The organism is Arthrobacter terricola, from assembly GCF_004354015.1.
Classification (GTDB): domain Bacteria; phylum Actinomycetota; class Actinomycetes; order Actinomycetales; family Micrococcaceae; genus Arthrobacter; species Arthrobacter terricola.
The window spans coordinates 18,913-38,985 of the sequence record NZ_SMRU01000011.1; the positions used below are offsets into that span (position 1 = coordinate 18,913).

18 protein-coding genes are annotated in these 20,073 nt (G+C 64.7%); all 18 read right to left on the bottom strand.

What is annotated here, in order from left to right:
* Window positions 1-154: 154 nt before the first annotated feature.
* Window positions 155-1,021: an orotidine-5'-phosphate decarboxylase gene (gene pyrF, locus E1809_RS10580; RefSeq protein ID WP_133204202.1), complete on the bottom strand. Its 867-nt coding sequence runs from the start codon at window positions 1,019-1,021 to the stop codon at window positions 155-157.
* A complete protein-coding gene (carB, locus tag E1809_RS10585; protein ID WP_133204203.1) occupies window positions 1,014-4,322 on the bottom strand; it encodes a carbamoyl-phosphate synthase large subunit in 3,309 nt (1,102 codons plus the stop codon). Before carB ends, pyrF begins: the two co-directional genes overlap by 8 nt.
* Window positions 4,322-5,617 (bottom strand): glutamine-hydrolyzing carbamoyl-phosphate synthase small subunit, encoded by a 1,296-nt coding sequence (gene carA / locus E1809_RS10590; RefSeq protein ID WP_133204204.1) that lies wholly within the window; start codon window positions 5,615-5,617, stop codon window positions 4,322-4,324. Before carA ends, carB begins: the two co-directional genes overlap by 1 nt.
* Window positions 5,598-6,116: a PH-like domain-containing protein gene (locus E1809_RS10595; protein WP_133204205.1), complete on the bottom strand. Its 519-nt coding sequence runs from the start codon at window positions 6,114-6,116 to the stop codon at window positions 5,598-5,600. Before E1809_RS10595 ends, carA begins: the two co-directional genes overlap by 20 nt.
* Window positions 6,116-7,477 carry a dihydroorotase gene (locus E1809_RS10600; protein ID WP_133204206.1) on the bottom strand — a complete coding sequence of 454 codons (1,362 nt, stop codon included), beginning with the start codon at window positions 7,475-7,477 and terminating at the stop codon, window positions 6,116-6,118. The genes E1809_RS10595 and E1809_RS10600 overlap by 1 nt, the downstream gene beginning before the upstream one ends.
* The gene (locus E1809_RS10605) at window positions 7,477-8,505 is read right to left on the bottom strand and encodes an aspartate carbamoyltransferase catalytic subunit (RefSeq protein ID WP_133204207.1); all 1,029 of its coding nucleotides are present in this window, start codon (window positions 8,503-8,505) and stop codon (window positions 7,477-7,479) included. Before E1809_RS10605 ends, E1809_RS10600 begins: the two co-directional genes overlap by 1 nt.
* Window positions 8,502-9,083 (bottom strand): bifunctional pyr operon transcriptional regulator/uracil phosphoribosyltransferase PyrR, encoded by a 582-nt coding sequence (gene pyrR / locus E1809_RS10610; RefSeq protein ID WP_133204208.1) that lies wholly within the window; start codon window positions 9,081-9,083, stop codon window positions 8,502-8,504. Before pyrR ends, E1809_RS10605 begins: the two co-directional genes overlap by 4 nt.
* A 200-nt stretch (window positions 9,084-9,283) precedes the next feature.
* The gene (nusB, locus tag E1809_RS10615) at window positions 9,284-9,694 is read right to left on the bottom strand and encodes a transcription antitermination factor NusB (RefSeq protein ID WP_133204209.1); all 411 of its coding nucleotides are present in this window, start codon (window positions 9,692-9,694) and stop codon (window positions 9,284-9,286) included.
* Complete coding sequence (gene efp, locus E1809_RS10620) at window positions 9,694-10,257, bottom strand: elongation factor P (protein ID WP_133204210.1); 564 nt, start codon at window positions 10,255-10,257, stop codon at window positions 9,694-9,696. Before efp ends, nusB begins: the two co-directional genes overlap by 1 nt.
* Before the next feature lie 179 nt (window positions 10,258-10,436).
* Window positions 10,437-10,958, bottom strand: a complete 522-nt coding sequence (locus E1809_RS10625; protein ID WP_133204211.1) for a tetratricopeptide repeat protein — start codon at window positions 10,956-10,958, stop codon at window positions 10,437-10,439.
* Window positions 10,955-12,046, bottom strand: a complete 1,092-nt coding sequence (aroB, locus tag E1809_RS10630; RefSeq protein ID WP_133204212.1) for a 3-dehydroquinate synthase — start codon at window positions 12,044-12,046, stop codon at window positions 10,955-10,957. The genes E1809_RS10625 and aroB overlap by 4 nt, the downstream gene beginning before the upstream one ends.
* Window positions 12,043-12,552 (bottom strand): shikimate kinase, encoded by a 510-nt coding sequence (locus tag E1809_RS10635; protein WP_133204311.1) that lies wholly within the window; start codon window positions 12,550-12,552, stop codon window positions 12,043-12,045. The genes aroB and E1809_RS10635 overlap by 4 nt, the downstream gene beginning before the upstream one ends.
* Window positions 12,553-12,605: 53 nt before the next feature.
* On the bottom strand, window positions 12,606-13,808 hold the full coding sequence (aroC, locus tag E1809_RS10640; RefSeq protein ID WP_133204213.1) for a chorismate synthase: 1,203 nt from the start codon (window positions 13,806-13,808) through the stop codon (window positions 12,606-12,608).
* Between the two features lie 26 nt (window positions 13,809-13,834).
* Window positions 13,835-14,689 (bottom strand): shikimate dehydrogenase, encoded by an 855-nt coding sequence (locus E1809_RS10645; RefSeq protein ID WP_133204214.1) that lies wholly within the window; start codon window positions 14,687-14,689, stop codon window positions 13,835-13,837.
* Window positions 14,686-16,413 (bottom strand): endolytic transglycosylase MltG, encoded by a 1,728-nt coding sequence (gene mltG / locus E1809_RS26650; RefSeq protein ID WP_165962272.1) that lies wholly within the window; start codon window positions 16,411-16,413, stop codon window positions 14,686-14,688. Before mltG ends, E1809_RS10645 begins: the two co-directional genes overlap by 4 nt.
* Complete coding sequence (gene ruvX / locus E1809_RS10655; protein ID WP_133204215.1) at window positions 16,410-17,000, bottom strand: Holliday junction resolvase RuvX; 591 nt, start codon at window positions 16,998-17,000, stop codon at window positions 16,410-16,412. The genes mltG and ruvX overlap by 4 nt, the downstream gene beginning before the upstream one ends.
* A gap of 2 nt (window positions 17,001-17,002) precedes the next feature.
* Complete coding sequence (gene alaS / locus E1809_RS10660; protein ID WP_133204216.1) at window positions 17,003-19,681, bottom strand: alanine--tRNA ligase; 2,679 nt, start codon at window positions 19,679-19,681, stop codon at window positions 17,003-17,005.
* 149 nt (window positions 19,682-19,830) lie between these two features.
* The gene (locus E1809_RS10665; RefSeq protein WP_268908675.1) at window positions 19,831-20,061 is read right to left on the bottom strand and encodes a DUF6167 family protein; all 231 of its coding nucleotides are present in this window, start codon (window positions 20,059-20,061) and stop codon (window positions 19,831-19,833) included.
* Window positions 20,062-20,073 lie beyond the last annotated feature (12 nt).

Sequence of the window (20,073 nt, forward strand, 5' to 3'; positions counted from 1 at the left end):
TGGCCGGCATCAAGTGCGGAGCAGTTTGGACTGCTCCCGAAGCTACCGTGTGGCCAGCACCTAGCGCAATGCGCCCGGCTTATCGAACAGGTTCTTGTCGACAGCCGGACGCAATTCGCTCAGCTTCAGCCTTGCAGCTTCAGGCCTCAAAGTCTCAACCCTCTAGCAGACCGTCCCGGGTTGCCTCCGTGGCGGAACGCAGTCCGGCCACCGATGGCCCGGCCGCGAGAATTCCACGGCTCGACGTTGCCAGGACTGCACTGTACGCATCGCCGAAGGTCGCGCGCAGGTCTGCCGGCGTAGCGCCTTGGGCCCCCAGCCCCGGGGCAAGGATGGGTCCGCGAACAGCACCCAAGTCCAAGCCAAGCTCCTCCAGGGCACTGCCGATCGTGGCTCCGACCACGAGGCCCACCGACCCCATGGTTCCCGGATAGCGGCGGTTCTCCTCCGCGGCGGCCTCAACGATCCGGCGGGCCACCGATTCCGCTCCGCCGACGTGCTGGACGGACTTGCCCTCCGGATTCGAGGTCAGGGCGAGAACGAAGGCACCTCGGCCGTGCTCCGCTGCGAGGTCAAGTGCCGGCCGGAGCGATTCGAAACCGAGGTAAGGACTCAGTGTTACTGAATCCGCGGCCAGGGCGGAACCGTCGCGCAGCCAGGCATCGGCGTAGGCAGCCATGGTGGAACCGATATCTCCGCGCTTGGCGTCCGCAATACTCAACACGCCGGCGTCGGACGCGGCCGCAAGGGTCCGTTCCAGCACCGCCATCCCGGCCGAGCCGTGGCGCTCGTAAAGCGCCACCTGCGGCTTCACCGCGGCAGCGAGCGAAGCCACGGCCTCCACGACGGTGAGGGAAAAGCGCTCGAGCCCGGCGGCGTCGTCGTTCAATCCCCACTCAGCCAGGAGCCCCGGGTGCGGGTCGATGCCGACGCACAACGGGCCGCGGGCGGCCATGGCGGCCGCCAGCCGGGAACCGAACGGCTCCCGGCCCTGTGCGGCGGCTTTGGCAGCCTCAGGCATTGACGGCCTCGGCCGATGCCTTGAGGTTGCTGGCATGTTCCTGCAGGCTCGTCACGGACCATGCGTACGTGCGCTGCGCCTCGATTGCCTGCACAGCGGCGTTGAACTCCGCAACCGTGGTGATGCACGGAATGCCGATCGACGTAGCCGCCGCGCGGAGCTCGTAGCCGTCGCTGCGTGCTTCGCCGCCGGACGGCGTGTTGAAGACCATGTCGATCTCGCCAGCGACGATGAGGTCCGCAATGGTGCCCTCGCCTTCGGCGCTGCTGCCTTCGGCAACCTTGCGGACCGGGCTCGCCTGGATTCCGTTGCGACGAAGCACGTCGGCGGTGCCGCCCGTGGAAACAATTTCGAATCCGAGGTCGGAAAGACGCTTGACGCCCATGATCACGGAACGCTTGTCCCTGTTGGCAACCGATACGAAGATCTTGCCTTCGGTGGGCAACGCGTTGTTGGCCGCCGACTGGCTCTTCGCGAACGCGGTGTCGAAGTGCTTGTCGATACCCATGACCTCGCCGGTCGAGCGCATTTCCGGGCCAAGCAGGGAGTCCACGACCTTGCCGGCTGGCGTCCGGAAGCGGCTGAACGGCAGCACGGCTTCTTTCACAGCTACCGGAGCGTCAAGGGGCAAGGTGGAGCCGTCGCCCGTCTCCGGAAGCATCTTGTACGCCGTGCGCAACTGGTTGATGGTGACGCCGGTACCGATGAGGGCAGCGGCCTTCGCCATCTGGACGCCGGTCGCCTTGGAGACGAACGGCACGGTGCGTGAAGCGCGCGGATTGGCTTCGAGGACGTAAAGCACGTCGGAGGCCAAGGCGAACTGGATGTTGATGAGGCCCCGGACGCCTACGCCTTCGGCAATGGCGCGGGTGGCCGTGCGCACGCGGTCGATCACGTTGTTGCCAAGGGTGATCGGAGGAAGCACGCACGCGGAGTCACCGGAGTGGATGCCGGCTTCCTCGATGTGCTCCATGATGCCGCCGAGGTACATGTCCGTGCCGTCGAAGAGCGCGTCAACGTCGATTTCGACGGCGTCCTCCAGGAAGCGGTCGATCAGCACCGGGTGGTCCGGAGTGATCTCCGTGGCGTTGGCGATGTAGCGCGAGAGGTTGGCTTCGTCGTAGACGATTTCCATGCCGCGGCCGCCGAGCACGTAGGACGGACGGACGAGGACAGGGTAGCCGATTTCGTCCGCGATCTTCTTTGCGTCCTCGAAGGAGACAGCGGTGCCGTTCTTCGGCGCGATGAGGCCAGCCTGGTCAAGCACGCGGGAGAACATGCCACGGTGCTCGGCGAGGTCGATGGCCTCGGGCGAGGTTCCAAGGATCGGCACGCCGGCGTCTGCAAGCTGCTGTGCTAGCTTGAGCGGGGTCTGGCCGCCGAGCTGCACGAACACGCCCATCACTCCGCCGGTGCGCTCCTCTGCCGCGATGACTTCGAGGACGTCCTCGAGGGTCAGCGGCTCGAAGTACAGGCGCGTGGAGACGTCGTAGTCCGTGGACACGGTTTCCGGGTTGCAGTTGACCATGACCGTCTCGTATCCCGCCTTGCGCAACGCCATGGAGGCGTGGACGCAGGAGTAGTCGAATTCGATGCCCTGGCCGATGCGGTTGGGTCCGGAGCCGAGGATGATGACTGACGGCTTGGAGTGCAGGCCGACCTCGTCCTCTTCGTCGTACGCCGAGTAGTGGTACGGCGTGTAGGCGGCAAATTCGGCGGCACAGGTGTCCACCGTCTTGTACACCGGACGGATGCCCAAGGCCTGGCGGACCCCGCGGACCACGGCCTCGGGGTTGTGGGTCAGGGCGCCGATCTGCTCGTCGGAGAAGCCATGGCGCTTGGCGTTGCGCAGCATGGCTTCGGTCAGGGCACCGGCCTTGCTGATCTCCTGGGCGGTTTCGTTGAGCAGCTGCAGCTGGTCGAGGAACCAAGGGTCGATCTTCGTGGCGGTATAGAGCTCCTCCACCGAAGCACCACCCAGCAAGGCGCGCTGCACTTGGTAAAGGCGGTCCGTCGTCGGGCGCTTGGCCTTTTCCACGAGCTCGGGAACTTCCCATTCGGGCACGTGGCTGAAGTCCAGCTGCGAACCCTTCTGCTCAAGCGAGCGGAGGGCCTTCTGCAGCGCTTCGGTGAAGTTGCGGCCCATGGCCATCGCTTCGCCCACGGACTTCATGGTGGTGGTCAGCGTGTTGTCCGCCGCCGGGAACTTCTCGAACGCGAAGCGCGGAACCTTGACCACGACGTAGTCGAGCGTCGGTTCGAAGGACGCAGGGGTCTTCTGCGTGATGTCGTTCGGGATTTCGTCCAGCGTGTAGCCGAGGGAAAGCTTGGTGGCGATCTTGGCGATGGCGAAGCCGGTTGCCTTGGATGCCAGCGCGGACGAGCGCGAAACGCGCGGGTTCATTTCGATGACGACGACGCGTCCCGTGTCCGGTTCGATGGCGAACTGGATGTTGCAGCCACCGGTGTCGACGCCGACCTCGCGGATCACGGCGATTGAGATGTCGCGCAAGCGCTGGTATTCGCGGTCAGTCAGGGTGAGGGCCGGAGCCACGGTGATGGAGTCGCCCGTGTGGACGCCGACGGGATCGAAGTTCTCGATGGAACAGACGACAACGACGTTGTCGTTCTTGTCGCGCATCATCTCGAGTTCGTATTCCTTCCAGCCGAGGATGCTCTCTTCGAGCAGCACCTCGGAGGTCGGGCTGTACTGCAGGCCCTGGCCGACGATGCGGCGGAGGTCGTCTTCGTTGTACGCCAAGCCGGAGCCCAGGCCGCCCATGGTGAAGGACGGGCGGACAACCATGGGGTAGCCGAGGTCGTCCGCCGCCGTGAGCGCTTCGTCCATGGTGTGGATGATGTGGCTGCGGGCGGATTCCGCACCACAGCGTTCCACGACGCCCTTGAACTTCTCGCGGTCCTCGCCAAGTTCGATTGCGGCGATGTTCGCACCGATAAGCTCGACGTTGTATTTCTCCAGCACGCCGTTCTTGTCCAACGCGATCGCCGTGTTGAGGGCTGTCTGGCCGCCCAGGGTAGGCAGGACAGCGTCAGGCCGTTCCTTCGCGATGATCTTCTCGACCACCTCGGGAGTGATGGGTTCAACGTAGGTCGCATCGGCGAACTCGGGGTCCGTCATGATGGTGGCCGGGTTGGAGTTCACGAGGATGACACGAAGTCCCTCCTCCTTCAGGACCCGGAGGGCCTGGGTGCCGGAGTAGTCGAATTCGGCTGCCTGGCCGATGACGATGGGGCCGGAACCAATGACAAGGACGCTCTTGAGATCTGTACGCTTTGGCATTACTTGGTGTCCTCGTTCTTCGCGGAGTTCGATGTCTGGGTGGCGTCCTGACCGTTCTTCGTGGTCTCCATCAGCGCGATGAAGCGGTCGAAGAGGTACGCGGCGTCGTGCGGGCCTGCTGCGGCTTCGGGGTGGTATTGGACCGAGAACGCAGGGATGTCGAGGCAGGCAAGGCCTTCGACGACGTCGTCGTTGAGGCTGACGTGGCTGACCTCCACGCGGCCGAAGCGCTCTTCCGGAGCGAGCGTGGCGCCATCCATGGGGGCGTCGACGGCGAAACCGTGGTTCTGCGAGGTGATCTCCACCTTGCCCGTGCGGCGGTCCATGACCGGCTGGTTGATGCCGCGGTGGCCGTACTTCAGCTTGTACGTACCGAAGCCAAGGGCGCGGCCGAGGATCTGGTTACCGAAGCAGATGCCGAAGTACGGCAGCTTCTCGTCGAGCACCGAACGGAGCAGTTTCACCTGGGCGTCCGCGGTGGCGGGGTCGCCCGGACCGTTGGACATGAAGAAGCCGTGCGGGTTGACCGCCTTGACGTCTTCGAGCGTCGCCGTCGCAGGAAGGACGTGGACGCGGACGCCACGCTCGGCGAAGCGGGCCGGCGTCATGGCCTTGATTCCGAGGTCGATTGCTGCGATATCGAACTTCGCATCGCCGTCCCAACCGTGGTCGGCGGGTTCGACGACGTAGGCTTCGTCGATGCTCACTTCTTCAGCCAGGCGGGCACCTTCCATGGGGGCGCTGGCGAGGACGGCGTCCAGGAGTTCCTTGTCCGTGGCGTTCGCGGCCTCGCCGGAGAAGATTCCAGCGCGCATGGTCTTGTGCTCGCGCAGGTGGCGCGTGATGGCACGGGTGTCCACAGCCTGGATGCCGACGATGCCCTGTTCGACCAGTTCGTCGTCGAGGGACTTCTCGGAACGCCAGTTGGAGGGACGGCGGGCCGCATCGCGGACCACGTAACCAGCCACCCAGATGCGGCGCGACTCGGCGTCTTCGCTGTTCACGCCGGTGTTTCCGATGTGCGGTGCGGTCTGGACCACGAGCTGGCGGGCGTAAGAGGGGTCCGTGATGGTCTCCTGGTACCCGGTCATGCCGGTGGCGAAAACCGCTTCGCCCAGGGCGACGCCGGTAGCGCCGTAGCTGCGGCCGCGGAACATCCGTCCGTCTTCGAGGACCAGCACGGCCGCGGTGGGCTCCGCTGGGGTGTTCGCGGTGGCTGTCGTTTCTTTCGCTGTCACTGTCTCATCCGTCACTGCGTTGGTGTCCGTCACTTTGTTACTTTCCACTATCGGCATCTGCCTGGGGGGCTGCAGAGATCAATTCTTGAAGTGCTTCGAGGAGGGGTTGCTTGTCGGCGGCCTGCTTGGTCCTGAATCCGGTGTCGAGTTCACGTTCTCCAAGCTTCCAACTCACGACAACGAGTCCGTCCTTTTCGACGAATTTTCCGGCCATCCCGCTCGCGGTGCGGCATTCCGTCACAGCGTCCGCGGGAACGAACAACGGATCGTTTCCGGCGCGGTCGAACAGGACGCCTTCAGGATGGACGCTCAATTCCGCGTTCCCGCGGAAGCCCAGGCCCTGGACCGCGATCCGGTCAAGCCAGTCACCCGCCGTCGTGGTGGCCACGTACTGGCCCTCCGCCACGATGCCGGCGGGACTGAGGCGCTCAGGCACCGTCGGAAGGCGTTCGACGTCGGACTGCCGCTTGAGCCGGTTGCGCCACCCAAGCGCGAACAGCGCGAAGACGACGACGGCCGCGGAGAGGACGAGCACGCCCGGAAGGATTCTGTCCATCAGTTCCTGCTGCCTGCGCCGGCCGCATCGGCTGCGTGGCGGTACGGCGTGTTGAGCTTGCCGTCCAGCACGGTCGGATGGCCCTTGAAGAAGGTCGCGACGACGGCTCCGGGCAATTCCTTGCCCGCGAACGGCGAATTGCGGCCCATGGTCGCCATCTTGTTCGGGTCGACCGTCCAGCGGGCAGCGGGGTCGACCAGGATGACGTTGGCGGGCTCGCCGGCCTCAAGCGGACGGCCTTGATCTGCCACTCGGCCGATGGCGGCCGGAACCGTCGAGGTGACCCGGGCGAAGTCCGCCCAAGTCATCAGGCCCGTCTCGATCATGGTTTCCTGGACGACCGAAAGGGCGGTTTCAAGTCCAGTCATGCCCATGGCAGCCTGGGCCCACTCGCATTCCTTGTGTTCGCTCGGATGCGGTGCGTGGTCCGTTCCTATGACGTCGATGGTGCCGTCAGCGAGCCCGGCCCGGAGTGCTTGGACGTCCGAGGCCGTGCGCAGGGGCGGGTTTACCTTGTAGACGGGATCGTAGCTGCGGACGAGTTCGTCCGTGAGCAGGAGGTGGTGGGGAGTCACTTCGGCAGTGACGTTGATCCCACGCGACTTCGCCCAGCGGACGATTTCCACCGAGCCGGCGGTGGACACGTGGCAAATGTGCAGTCGGGATCCTACGTGCTGGGCAAGGAGGACGTCGCGCGCGATGATGCTCTCCTCCGCGACCGCCGGCCAGCCAGCGAGGCCGAGGACGGCAGAGACGGCCCCTTCGTTCATCTGGGCCCCTGCGGTCAGGCGCGGCTCCTGCGCATGCTGGGCCACGACGCCGTCGAAGGCTTTGACGTACTCCAGGGCCCGGCGCATCAGCACGGGATCGTGGACGCAGATTCCGTCATCGGAGAAGACGCGGACCTGAGCGCGGGAATCGGCCATGGCGCCGAGTTCGGCGAGCTGCTCACCGGCGAGGCCGATCGTGACCGCGCCGACGGGGCGCACATCCACCCAGCCCGAAGCGCGGCCCAAGGAGTGGACTTGCTCGACGACGCCCGCCGTGTCCGCGACGGGGTTGCTGTTGGCCATGGCGTGGACGGCGGTGTAGCCGCCAAGCGCCGCCGCGCGCGTGCCGGTTTCCACGGTTTCGGCGTCTTCCCGGCCGGGCTCGCGCAGATGGGTGTGGATGTCCACCATGCCAGGAAGCGCAACGAGTCCCGCGGCTTCGATCACGGTGGCGCCCTCAGCGGAAAGCCCGGTGCCTCGCTCCGCGATCACGCCGTCGCGGATCAGCAGGTCTTCGGCGCCTCCCCCGAGGATAGCCGCGCCGCGAATCAGGAAGGTTCCGGTGCTTGCGCCTGAAGCGGTCTCGGTCATCAGTTGTTCTCCTTCTCGGAACGGGCAGCATCGGTACCGGCTGCGCCGGACGTGGTGGCCGCTTCGCGGGTGTCCCCGGAGAGCAGCAGGTAGAGGGCGGCCATGCGGACCGAAACACCGTTCCGGACCTGGGCCAGCACTGTGGAGCGCGGCGAATCGGCGGCGGCGGACGAAATCTCCAACCCGCGGTTCATCGGCCCGGGGTGCATGATGATCGTGTCCTTGAGTCCGAGCTCATCGAGGGCACGGAGGCGGGTATCGTCGAAGCCCCAGCGCCGTGAGTACTCGCGGGTGGACGGGAAGAACGAGGCGTTCATCCGTTCCCCCTGGACGCGCAGCATCATCATGGCGTCCACGCCGGCTTCCAGTGTTTCGTCGAGGTTGTAGCTGACCTTGCAAGGCCACTGCTCGACGCCGATCGGCAGCAGCGTGGGGGGCGCCACCAACGTGACGTCCGCACCGAGGGTGCGCAACAACCAGACATTGGAACGGGCGACGCGCGAGTGCAGGACATCGCCGGCGATCGCGACCCGCATCCCGCTGAGGTCGGCGCCGATTGATTCGGAACCGTGGAGCTTGGTCCAGTGGCGGCGCATCGTGAAGGCATCCAGGAGGGCCTGGGTCGGGTGCTCATGGGTACCGTCGCCAGCGTTGATGACGGCGGCATCGATCCAGTCCGTGGCGGCAAGGCGGTGAGGGGCTCCCGAGGCCCAGTGGCGGATGACAACCGCATCCGCGCCCATGGCCGAAAGGGTCTGGGCAGTGTCCTTGAGGGATTCCCCCTTGGATACCGATGAACCCTTCGCGGCGAAGTTGATGACGTCGGCGGAGAGCCGCTTTGCCGCCGCCTCGAAGGAAATGCGTGTCCTCGTGGAGTCTTCGAAGAAGAGGTTCACCACGGTGCGCCCACGCAAGGCGGGCAGCTTCTTGACTTCGCGGTCCCCCACCGCGGCCATTTCTTCGGCCGTGTCCAGGATCCGGATGGCGTCGGCCGCACCGAGGTTCTCGGTGGAGAGCAGGTGTTTCATGCGCCGGCCTCGATCACTACTTCATTGATGGGCTGACCGTTGACGGAGTCGAACTCTTCAACGCGGACCCTGACCTTTTCCGAAGAAGAAGTCGGCAGGTTCTTGCCCACATGGTCTGCGCGGATGGGAAGTTCGCGGTGGCCGCGGTCCACGAGGACGGCGAGGCGGACGCTGCGGGGCCTGCCAAGGTCCACGATCGCATCCAGGGCTGCCCTGATGGTCCGGCCGGAGTAAAGGACGTCGTCGATGAGGACAACTACCTTGTTGTCGATTCCGGACAAAGGGAGCTTCGTGGGATACGGCGGCCTGGCGGGCTGGTGGGAGAGGTCGTCGCGGAACATCGTGACATCGAGTTGGCCCACGATCGCCGAGGCGTCGACGGAAGGATCGGCGGCTGCAATCTTGCCTGCCAGCCTGACGGCCAGCGGATATCCGCGGCGCGGGATGCCCAACAGGACAAGATCCTGGGAACCCTTATTGGCCTCGAGGATCTCATGGGCGATACGAGTGAGGGCACGGTCAATATCCGCGTGGTTGAGTACAACCCGGGACGGCACCGGCGCAGTGACGTCAGTCATCGCTCGTCTCCCCTTTCCCCGCCTCACGGGACGGAATTAAAAAAGGAACATTTGCTCTTCAAAGCTATCACACGCGGAGCCATCGGCTGGCGCGCCGAGGCGCCGGCCGATGCGTTTTCGCTCACACAAAAACCCCGGCCGGTTCAATGAACACAGCCGGGGTTTTGTCAGTGCTTAATGGCTTAATGCCATTGCCTGGCCTAGGCGAGGAGCGAAGGCTTCAGTTGCTGCAGGCGGCCCAGGAGGCCGTTGATGAACGCGGGCGACTCGTCGGTGGACATGGTCTTGGCCAACGCCACGGCTTCGCTCACCGCGACGCCGTCCGGGACGTCGTCGTTGTAGAGCAGTTCCCAAGCTCCGATGCGCAGGATGATCCGGTCAACAGCCGGCATCCTCTCCAAGGTCCAGCCTTGCGCGTACGTCTGGAGGAACTCGTCGATGGTCGGCTGCATCGCAACCACGCCCTCGACAATGTCGGTCGTGTACGGGTTGACGACCAGGTCGGTCTTTTCCCGGCGGGCCTTCAAGACCTCGAAAGCGGAGGCGGAACGCTGTTCCGCCTCAAAAAGAATTTCGAGGGCCCTGTTACGGGCCTTACCACGGGCGCTCACTAGTCGTTGACCCGGCCCAGGTAGCTGCCGTCACGGGTGTCGACCTTGACCTTGGTGCCCTGCTCAACGAACAGCGGAACCTGGATCTCGTAGCCGGTTTCGACGGTGGCAGGCTTGGTGCCCGCAGACGAGCGGTCGCCCTGGAGGCCCGGCTCGGTGTAGGTGATCTCGAGGACGACGCTTGGCGGCAATTCGATGTAGAGCGGCGTGCCTTCGTGGATGGCGATGTTGACCATCTGGTTTTCCAGCATGAAGTTGGTGGCGTCGCCCACGACGTTGCCGGAAACGTGGATCTGGTCGTAATCCGAGGTGTCCATGAAGACGAAGTCTTCACCGTCCTGGTACAGGTACTGGTAGTCGCGGCGGTCAACCGTGGCGGTTTCGATCTTGAGGCCGGCGTTGAAGGTCTTGTCGACCACCTTGCCGGACATGACGTTACGCATCTTGGTGCGCACGAACGCGCCGCCCTTGCCTGGCTTGACGTGCTGGAACTCAATGATGTTCCAGAGCTGGCCCTCGAGCTTCAGCACGGTTCCGTTCTTGATGTCATTTGTGGTTGCCACTAGTACTATCCTCTGGTTTCTCTCACTGGTTTTGCTAGCTTCGTAGCGTCCAGCCGTCTATGCCAATCCGGCGTGCCATGACGGCCGCCAGCGCGTATTTGTCAAAAATCCAAAGTCCATTCTACCGGCAAAATGAGATCGGTCCGCCGCGCTGGCAATCCAGGGCGGCCCGAAACACTTCAGGATGCCAGTTCGAGGACGTTGCGTGCGCGCTGCAGCGCTACGGCCGAGGCATAAATCAAGGACGCGTCCGCGGCCGAAGCGACCCGGATGTCCAAGGCTTTCGTGAATGACTCTGCCGCTGCCACCGGGTTCCCGGCAACGAAGTATGCCCGCCCCAGGTACTGGAGGACTACGGCTTCCCGGCCCGTGCCATGGACTTCGCCCAGCAATTGCCGGAACAGCTCCACGGCGCGGTCGAAACGGTTGGTGGCCCGGTGCAATTCGGCTTCGAAAATCCGCAGCTTGAACGATTCGGGATCGTTGTAGCGTGCCTCGGCCAGCAATTCGGCGGCTTCGCCGGGGTGGCCTTCAAGGATCAGGGCCATGATGCGGTCCGCGGGATCGTGCGAATCGGCCAGCGCCGACTGCATCGCCTCCTCGTTGACGATGTGCGGCAAAAGGGTGTCCGGATTGGTTCGAACGCCCGGGAAGCCGCCCGAGGGCCAGTCACTGACGCTGCTGAAGGTTTCGGTCGTCATGATGCAATCTCCTGGTAGGCAGCAAAGAGCAGCGATGTGTCCGGGACGTCGAGTATGCCGGGCTTGGCGATGCCGTCGAGGACGACGAAGCGCAGAAGGTCGCCGCGGGACTTCTTGTCGCGGCGCATGCCGTCGAGCAGGCCCTGCCAGCGATCCCGGCGATAGGTGATCGGCAGACCCAGCCCTTCAAGAATCGAACGGTGGCGGTCGGCATCGGCATCGGAAAGGCGGCCAACGCTGCGGGCGAGTTCAGCCGCGAACATCATGCCAACCGAGACGGCGGCGCCGTGGCGCCATGAGTAGCGCTCCACGAGTTCGATTGCGTGGCCGAGCGTGTGGCCGTAGTTCAGGATCTCCCGCAGTCCGGATTCCTTGAGGTCTTCGGAAACGACCTTCGCCTTGACCGCTATGGCGCGTTCAATGAGTTCGCGCAGGACCGCCGAACCCGGGTCGGCCACTTCCTCCGGCTTGTTTTCAACGAGGTCGAGAATGGCCGGATCGGCGATGAATCCGCATTTGATGACTTCGGCCATGCCCGAGATCAGTTCGTTCTTGGGGAGCGTCTGCAGCGTGTCAAGGTCTGCGAGGACGGCAGCCGGGGGGTGGAAGGAACCGACCAGGTTCTTTCCCTCCGCCGTGTTGATTCCGGTCTTGCCTCCGACAGACGCGTCCACCATGCCGAGCAGGCTCGTGGGCATGTGGACGACTTTGACGCCACGCAGCCACGTGGCCGCCACGAACCCGGCCAGGTCCGTCACCGCGCCGCCCCCGACGGCGACGATGGCGTCGGAACGGGTGAAGTCGTTCTGGCCAAGGACCTGCCAGCAGAAAGCGGCGACCTGAATGTGCTTGCCTTCTTCGGCGTCCGGAATCTCGGCGGTGACGGCCGTGAACCCCGCTGTTTCCAGGTCCGCGCGGACCGCGTCTCCGGTGAGGCGCAGGGCACGCGGGTGAACGACCAGGACGCGCCTGACGCGCTCCCCCAGCTTTTCCGGAAGGCCGCCGAGGAGTCCGTGTCCTACAACGACGTCGTAGTTCTCGTTGGCGGACTGGCCTGTGACCTTGATGACAGTTGCTTCGTTGCTCACTTCTGAACTTCCTCCTTCAAGGCCGCGTGGTCACGCAGCCTTTCCTCCAGGTGGAGGGCGATTTCCGCCACGGTTCCGGACCGGACGTCAACGGTGATGTCCGCCAAACGTTCATAGACCGGTCGCCGGGCGGCAAACAGCGCCTCCCAGCGTGCCATGCCGTCGCCGGCCAGGAGCGGCCGGCCGGTGTTTCGTGCGATGCGTTCGGCAACGGTTGCTGCGTCGCATTCCAGATAGACCACCGTGCAGCCGGCCAGGATTTGTTGCGTACCGGAATCGAGTACGGCTCCGCCGCCGAGCGAAATGACCGCGCCGCTCCCCGCGGCTTCCTCGATGACACGGCCAACCGTCCGTGCTTCGATCTCGCGAAACGCGTGCTCGCCACGGCCGACGAAGATGTCAGCGATGGTGCCGTGGTGCTCAACGATGACGGCGTCGGTATCGACGAACGGGACGCCCAGTTGTTGTGCGAGCTGGTGGCCGATGACCGACTTGCCGACGGCCATCGGACCAACCAATGCGATAGGGGGTCCGAATCCGGTACCGGTGAGACCGCGGGTCACTCGTGGCCGACCGAGTCCAGGGTCGCCGGGATGTTGTCCAGGTAACCGCGAAGGTTCCGCGCTGTTTCGGCAACGGAGTCGCCGCCGAATTTCTCTGCTACGGCTTCGGCGAGCACGAGTGCCACCATGGCTTCGGCCACCACACCTGCGGCCGGGACGGCACAGACGTCAGAGCGTTGGTGATGTGCCTTCGCCGCCTCACCGGTGCTGACGTCGATGGTCTTCAGAGCGCGCGGAACTGTGGCGATGGGCTTCATGGCCGCACGTACGCGCAGGACCTCGCCGATGCTCATGCCGCCTTCGATGCCGCCGGCCCGGTTGGTCTTGCGGACAATCCTGCCGGTTTCATCCTTGACGATCTCGTCGTGGGCGGCTGAACCCCTGCGGGCGGCGGTGAGGAAGCCGTCTCCGACCTCGACGCCCTTGATTGCCTGGATGCCCATGAGCGCAGCGGCCAAACGGGCATCGAGGCGACGGTCCCAATGGACGTAGCTGCCGAGTCCCGGCGGAAGGCCGTAGGCGAGGACCTCAACAATGCCGCCAAGGGTTTCGCCTTCCTTGTGGGCGGCGTCAACCTCGGACACCATGGCGTCGGACGTTTCGCGGTCGAAGCACCGCAAGGGATCGGCGTCGAGCGCGAGGACGTCGGACGGCACGGGAAGCGGGCGTCCTTCAGGAACCGTGACACTCGCGATGGACACCGTGTGGCTCACGAGCTCGATGCCGAGCTGCTTCAGGAAACGTGCAGCGACCGTTCCCAGGGCGACGCGGGTTGCGGTCTCGCGGGCACTCGCGCGTTCCAGGACAGGACGGGCCTCCGGGAAGCCGTACTTCTGCATGCCCGTGAAGTCCGCGTGGCCGGGCCGGGGCCGGGTCAAGGGAGCATTGCGGGCCTGGTCTGCGAGGATCTCCGGATCCACCGGGTCCGCGGACATGATCTGCTCCCATTTCGGCCATTCGGTGTTGCCGATCTGGATGGCGACAGGCCCACCCTGCGTGACTCCGTGACGGACTCCGCCCAGGATGGTCACTTCGTCTTGCTCGAACTTCATCCGGGCGCCGCGGCCATAGCCCAGACGGCGGCGCGCCAAAGCGTCGCGGATTTCCTCGCTGGTGAGTTCCACGCCAGCGGGGACGCCTTCTACAATTCCGAGCAGTGCCGGTCCGTGGGATTCACCGGCAGTCAACCAACGCAACATATATCCAATCCTGCCATGTAAGGCCCCTAGTAGACCCGTCGGGGAAGCCCGACTGAGTCGCACATCACATCTATGACGTCAGCCCCGACGTCGACGCCGGAGAACAAACGGATCTGTTCAACGGCTTGGTAAAGCAGCATTTCCAGCCCGGGAACAACGGTCCCGCCGCGCGCCTGCCACGCTTCAGCGATGCGGCTGGGCCAAGGATCATAGGCGACGTCGAGCAACACCCCGGTGCCGCCGTCGGGCGCTTGCTGGAATTCTTCGCCAATGCCGTCCGCGGCCCGCGGCGGAAGCGTTGAGATCACCAGGTCGGATGTTGCGATTCCCTTGGCGGCATCAGCCATGGGCCGCAGGTCGAAGGAAAGCCCGACGGCGGCGGCCGCGGCCTTCGCTTCGAGGGCACGTCCGGCGTCGCGCACGTAGACGTCAACATGGCTAGCGCCCAACTCGCCCAGGGCCGCGATCGCCGCGGCGGATGTTCCGCCGCCACCGAGGATCGAGGAAACCGGGGCGTCACGCACGCCGGCATTCCGCACGGCCTCGACAATTCCCGCGACGTCGGTGTTGTGGCCCACGCGCCGGACGCCCTGCGCGGTGTGCTCGAAGGCAACCGTATTGATGACGCCGAGGTGCGCGCCGGCGCCGCGGACTTCGTCCACTTCCTCCACCATCGCGGTCTTGAGGGGCATGGTGACGGACAACCCGCACCAATTGTCCTCAACCTTCAGTCCCGCCATGAAGGCCGGCAGGCCCGCAACCGTCACGTCGATGGCCGAGTATTCGATGTCCAGCCCAAGCAGCCTGTACGCAGCGCGGTGCAGGGCAGGTGATTTCGAGTGGCTGATCGGGTGCCCCAAGACGGCAGCACGACTGCTCACACGCACCGTCCCGGGTTGGCCGCACACCAGGCGTTGTACTGGTCAACGTACTTGAGATGCTCAGCCAACGTGCTGGAGAACTTCGTTTCCTTGGTGTCCAAGTTGATGGTCACCCAATACAGGTAATTGTTCTGCGTCGGCTTCGCCGCTGCGTCAATGGCAGTCTTGCCGGGGGAACCAATCGGACCGACCGGCAAGCCGACGTTTGCGTACGTGTTGTACGGATTGCTCTTGTCCGCCTTCTCGGCATCGGTCAGGTGGAGCGTCTTGGTACCCAGGCCGTAGGTGACTGTGGCATCCGACTGGATCAGGCCGGCGGTCTCCGTGTTGCCGGGCTTGAGCCGGTTGTAGATTGCCCCGGCAACGTTGCCATAATCAGCCTGTCCGCCTTCCGCCTGGACGATGCTCGCAACGGTGATGGTCTGGTACTGCTTGACCGGATCCGTGACGCCCTGCGCCTTCAATTCGTCGAGCGTCGACGAGACGAGCTTCTGGAGGATGTCCTTGCCCGATGTTCCGAGCGGGAAACGGTACTCGCCCGGCGCCAGGAAGCCTTCGAGGTTCTTCGCAGGGGAGGGGACGCCGAATTGTGCCGGCGAATTGCTCAGTGCCGTGAGCTCGGAAACGGGTATGCCCGAACCCTGGGCTATGGCGTCCAAGGACTCACCGATGCGCAATCCGGCACTGAGTGCGAAGTACATGACCTTGGAGGCGTCTTTGTTCAGGAGGATGTTGACGGCGTCGGAGTTCTTCATCTCGGTCTTGAAGGTGAAGTCGCCAGGCGAGAGTTCGCCGCCGGCAGCCGAGAACGCGGAAAGGAAGGAATCGGCGTTTGCCACGACGTGCTCGGCTTGGAGCTGGTTCGCGACCGCCTTGGGGCCGGAGCCCGGAGCCACGGTCACGGTAACGGATCCGGTGCCGGGGCCCGGGTAGTCGGTGACTTTGTCCATCCCGAGGAGCGGCTTGAGGAACTGGGCGCCGACGGTGACTGCGGCCACGAATACGGTGAGGGTCAGGAGGAGGGCCAGCAAACGACGGCGGCGGCGAACCTTTTTCGACGCTGCCTTGGGCACGGGGGTTGCGGCGGCCATGATGCTGTGGGGATCGTTCTCGTCATGGACTTCGTAGAACTCGGGGTCCTGGTGTTCCGGTTCCAGGTGTTCGGGAAATTCGTGCCCGAGGCCGTCGTCATGCGCAGGAAACTGGTGGAATTCGTCGCCGGGTACCGCTTCGAACGAGTGCAGCTCGTCGGCATGGACGGCGTCGGGATTGCTCGCTTCGGCGGGATGAACAGCAGCGAAGTGGGCCGTGGCTGGATGGGCCTCGTCGGCCGCGTGTAGCAAGTCGTCGTGGAAGGTTGCAGGGTCGATTTCTTCCGCGGCCTGTTCCACTGGGGCGGAAGCCTCGGGGACAGGCTCAACCCGTGCGGCTTCAACTGGCTCGGGCTCTTCAGCAGCAGGCTCGGGAGCCCGCGCCGGGGCTTGGGGAACGGCGGCCGCATCCTGGTGCTCTTGCAACGGGGATCCGGAGGCGCCGTGCGGTGCGTACTGCTTCGCGGGCTCCGGGGCAGCCAGCGCCTCAATGTGCACTGGTACCGGCGGAGGCAATACCTCTTGGTTCTGGGTCTCCAGGAATCGTTCCCTGGCACGGATTTCACGACGTGTCAGAGGCTTGGTGCGCTCTTCCGATACGTCGTTGGAGGGGTCGTGGTTGACCGGGCTCACAATTGTCTTCCCCTCGTTGGAGAGTGTTGATCAATGCCGGAGGCGGGCAGTGGTGCATTGGCACCGTCAGTGTGTTGGGGTGGCGTAGGCGCCTGCACGCGCCGGCCCACATCTGCTCCTCTGGCTTTTTGCATATCGATCGCGTGCTGAAGTATTCCGGCAGCGGCAACCTGATCCACCACTTTACGATGGGCCTTGCTGCTCATGCCAGCTTCGTGGAGGTTGCGGTGCGCCGTCACGGTGGTGAGCCGTTCATCCACGAGGTTGATCGGCACGTCCATACCACGGCGCTGCAATTCGTCCGCCAACAGCTCCGAATACTCGCTCGCCATGGCCGCGGACGCCCGTTCTTCCCCCTTCATGGTGCGGGGAAGACCGACGAAAACCTGCACCGCCCCGAGTTCCTCCACTTGCCGGACAATGTAGCCGACGTCGGAATTCTTCTTGGCATCCCGGGTGACGGTCTTGAACGGCGTCGCGAGGATTCCGTCGGGATCGCAGATTGCGAGGCCCACACGGACGGTGCCGACGTCCACCCCCAGTTTTGTACCCCGGGGGTAGGCGCCGCTGCTCGTGATATCGTCCAAGATCAGCGCTTGGCGATCGCGTCCACAACAGCCGCAAGGGCCGGTGCGATCTTCGCGGCGTCGGTTCCGCCGCCTTGCGCGACGTCGTCCTTGCCGCCGCCGCCACCGCCGAGGACTCCGGCGGCCACGCGCACAAGTGCACCCGCCTTGACGCCTGCGTCACGGGCAGCTTCGTTCGTTGCCACGATAATGACCGGACGGTCGTTGCTCACGCCGGCAACTGCGACGGTTGACGCGTCCGAGCCAAGCCGGTTCCGCAGGTCCATGGCGAGGCTGCGGAGGTCGTCCGCTCCCCCGACCAGTCCGGCGTCGTGGGCCACGACACGGACCCCGGCAGCGTCCTGGGCGGTCGCCACGAGGTTTCCGGCAGCCGCGGCCAACTGTTCCTTCCGGAGGCGGTCAAGTTCCTTCTCAGTCGCCTTGAGCTTTGCCAGGGTGCTCGAGATCCGGTCTGCCAGCTGGCCCGACGGCACCTTGAGCATTTCCGTGAGCTCCGTGACCAAGGCGCGCTCTGCGGCCAGGTGGCGGAACGCGTCCAGGCCGACGAAGGCTTCCACACGGCGGTTTCCGGAGCCGACCGACTGCTCGCCGAGCAGGGAAAGGCTGCCGATCAACGAAGTGTTGGCAACGTGCGTGCCGCCGCAAAGCTCGCGCGACCACGCGCCGTCGATCTCTACCACGCGAACTTCGCTGCCGTAGTTTTCACCGAACAGCGCCATGGCGCCAAGGGCTTTGGCTTCGGCCAGGCCCATCACCTTGGTGTCCACCTGGAAGTGGTTGCGGATGGCGATGTTGGAGACTTCTTCGATTTCGGACTTTGCGGCAGCGCTCAAGCCCTCGCCCCAGGCAAAGTCGAAACGCAGGTAACCGGCCTTGTTGAACGAGCCGCGCTGGGTGGCTTCAGGACCGAGGATCTGATGCAAAGCTGCGTGCACGATGTGCGTGGCCGTGTGGGCTTGCTCGGCAGCGTGGCGGCGTTCGCGGTCGACGGCGGCGAGCACCAGGGCGTCCGACGCGATCTCACCTTCGCGGACGATCGCCTTGTGGACGCTCAGTCCCTTGATTGGACGCTGGACATCCAGGACCTCGACGACGAAACCGTCACCCGTGATGAGGCCCGTGTCGGCAGACTGTCCGCCGGCCTCGGCGTAAAACGGGGTCTCGTTGAGCACTAGCTCGATTTCATCGCCCGTGGACGCGTGCTGCACGCGGCGGCCTGCGCTGAGGAGGCCTCGAACGCGGGCTTCGCCTTCAAGTTCCGTGTAGCCCGTGAAGACGGTCTCGCCTTCCGCCAGGAGCTCCTGGAAGGCCGAGACGTCCGCGTGGCCGCCCTTCTTGGCCTTGGCATCGGCCTGTGCGCGCTGGCGTTGCTCCTGCATCAGGCTGCGGAACTGGGCCTCGTCCACCGTCAATCCGGCCTCCTCGGCCATTTCGAGGGTGAGGTCGATCGGGAAACCATAGGTGTCGTGCAAAGTGAAGGCGTCCTCGCCGGACAACGGCTTGCCTGCCGCCTTGGAGAGCACCACGGCTTCTTCGAGGCGGGCCGTGCCGGACGCGATGGTGCGGAGGAAGGCCTTCTCTTCGGCGTACGCAATGCGGCTGATGCGGTCGAAATCGGTCTCGACCACCGGGTAGACGCCCTTCATGGCATCGCGGGACGCAGGAAGGAGGTGCGGGAGGCACGCTTCTTCGACGCCAAGGAGGCGCATGGCGCGGACTGCGCGCCGGATGAGGCGGCGAAGGACGTAGCCGCGGCCTTCGTTCGACGGCGAGACGCCGTCCGAAATGAGCATGAGCGCCGAGCGGATGTGGTCGGCAACGACGCGCATGCGGACATCGTCCGTGTGGTGCGGATCGTCAGCCGTTTCGGCGGAAGTGTATTCCTTGCCGGACAATTCCGATGCTTTGTCGATGACCGGACGCACTTGGTCGGTCTCGTACATGTTTTCGACGCCCTGCAGGATCATCGCCAGGCGCTCCATGCCGAGGCCGGTGTCGATGTTCTTCTTGGGCAATTCACCGACGATGTCGAAATCGACCTTCGAGCGGACGTTTTCGATCTGGTACTGCATGAACACCAGATTCCAGATCTCGACATAGCGGGTTTCATCCGCGATGGGGCCGCCTTCGGCGCCATAGGCCGGTCCGCGGTCGTAGTAGATCTCCGAGCACGGGCCGGCAGGGCCCGGCTGGCCGGTGGACCAGTAGTTGTCTGACTTGCCCATTCGCTGGATGCGCGAGGCGGGGATGGCGGTGTTCTTCAGCCACAATTCCTGGGCTTCGTCGTCTTCTTCATAGACGGTGACCCAGAGGCGTTCAACGTCCAGCCCGTAACCGCCGTCGTCGACGCTCTTGGTGAGCAGTTCGAAGGCGAACTTGATGGCGTCTTCCTTGAAGTAGTCTCCGAAAGAGAAGTTTCCGCACATCTGGAAGAACGTGCCGTGGCGGGCGGTCTTTCCGACTTCCTCGATATCGCCGGTGCGGATGCACTTCTGGACGCTGGTGGCGCGGCTGAAGGCGGGCTCTTCGCGGGCGGTGAGGTACGGGATGAAGGGAACCATGCCGGCCACAGTGAAGAGGAGGGAGGGGTCGCTGGATACGAGCGACGCGGAGGGAACGGCGGTATGGCCCTTGCTGACAAAAAAGTCCACCCAGCGCTTGGTGATCTCCTGCGACTTCATTAGCTGATTACTTACCCTTCTCAATTCACTGCACATGAGTTCGTGCGTGGCATTGGCACTTGCCGATGCCACAGCTTCTAATTCTGCCTTGTCTAAGCCCGCTTGGGCGAACCGCGGCCCCCGCCCCGCGAATGGCCAAACCGGCGGCGCTAGTGGCTGCCGGGGCCGGCTTCCACTACGCCAAGCGCCGATCGGAGCTCGCCTTCGCGTTCCTGCATTCCGGCGCGGACGGCATCGGCGAAGTCGTAAATGCCATCGGCAAGCCGACCGACTGCGCGATTCAGGCCGTCAGGGCCGATATTGGCTTGAGCCTCGGTGATCTTGCGGAAGGCGATGACCCCGATAGCCACGCCGATACCCATCCAGACGATTCTTTTCACGGTGTTCCTGAC

Coding starts and splice junctions, on each gene's coding strand:
- carB (WP_133204203.1), bottom strand. CDS start 4,322: ATGCCAAAGCGTACAGATCTCAAGAGCGTCCTTGTCATTGGTTCCGGC.
- pyrR (WP_133204208.1), bottom strand. CDS start 9,083: ATGACTGACGTCACTGCGCCGGTGCCGTCCCGGGTTGTACTCAACCAC.
- aroC (WP_133204213.1), bottom strand. CDS start 13,808: ATGTTGCGTTGGTTGACTGCCGGTGAATCCCACGGACCGGCACTGCTC.
- carA (WP_133204204.1), bottom strand. CDS start 5,617: ATGCCGATAGTGGAAAGTAACAAAGTGACGGACACCAACGCAGTGACG.
- E1809_RS10625 (WP_133204211.1), bottom strand. CDS start 10,958: ATGACGACCGAAACCTTCAGCAGCGTCAGTGACTGGCCCTCGGGCGGC.
- E1809_RS10605 (WP_133204207.1), bottom strand. CDS start 8,505: ATGAAACACCTGCTCTCCACCGAGAACCTCGGTGCGGCCGACGCCATC.
- E1809_RS10600 (WP_133204206.1), bottom strand. CDS start 7,477: ATGACCGAGACCGCTTCAGGCGCAAGCACCGGAACCTTCCTGATTCGC.
- alaS (WP_133204216.1), bottom strand. CDS start 19,681: ATGAAGTCGCAGGAGATCACCAAGCGCTGGGTGGACTTTTTTGTCAGC.
- E1809_RS10635 (WP_133204311.1), bottom strand. CDS start 12,552: ATGGCCGTCGGCAAGTCGGTCATCGGCCACCAGCTCGCACAACAACTG.
- pyrF (WP_133204202.1), bottom strand. CDS start 1,021: ATGCCTGAGGCTGCCAAAGCCGCCGCACAGGGCCGGGAGCCGTTCGGT.
- E1809_RS10595 (WP_133204205.1), bottom strand. CDS start 6,116: ATGGACAGAATCCTTCCGGGCGTGCTCGTCCTCTCCGCGGCCGTCGTC.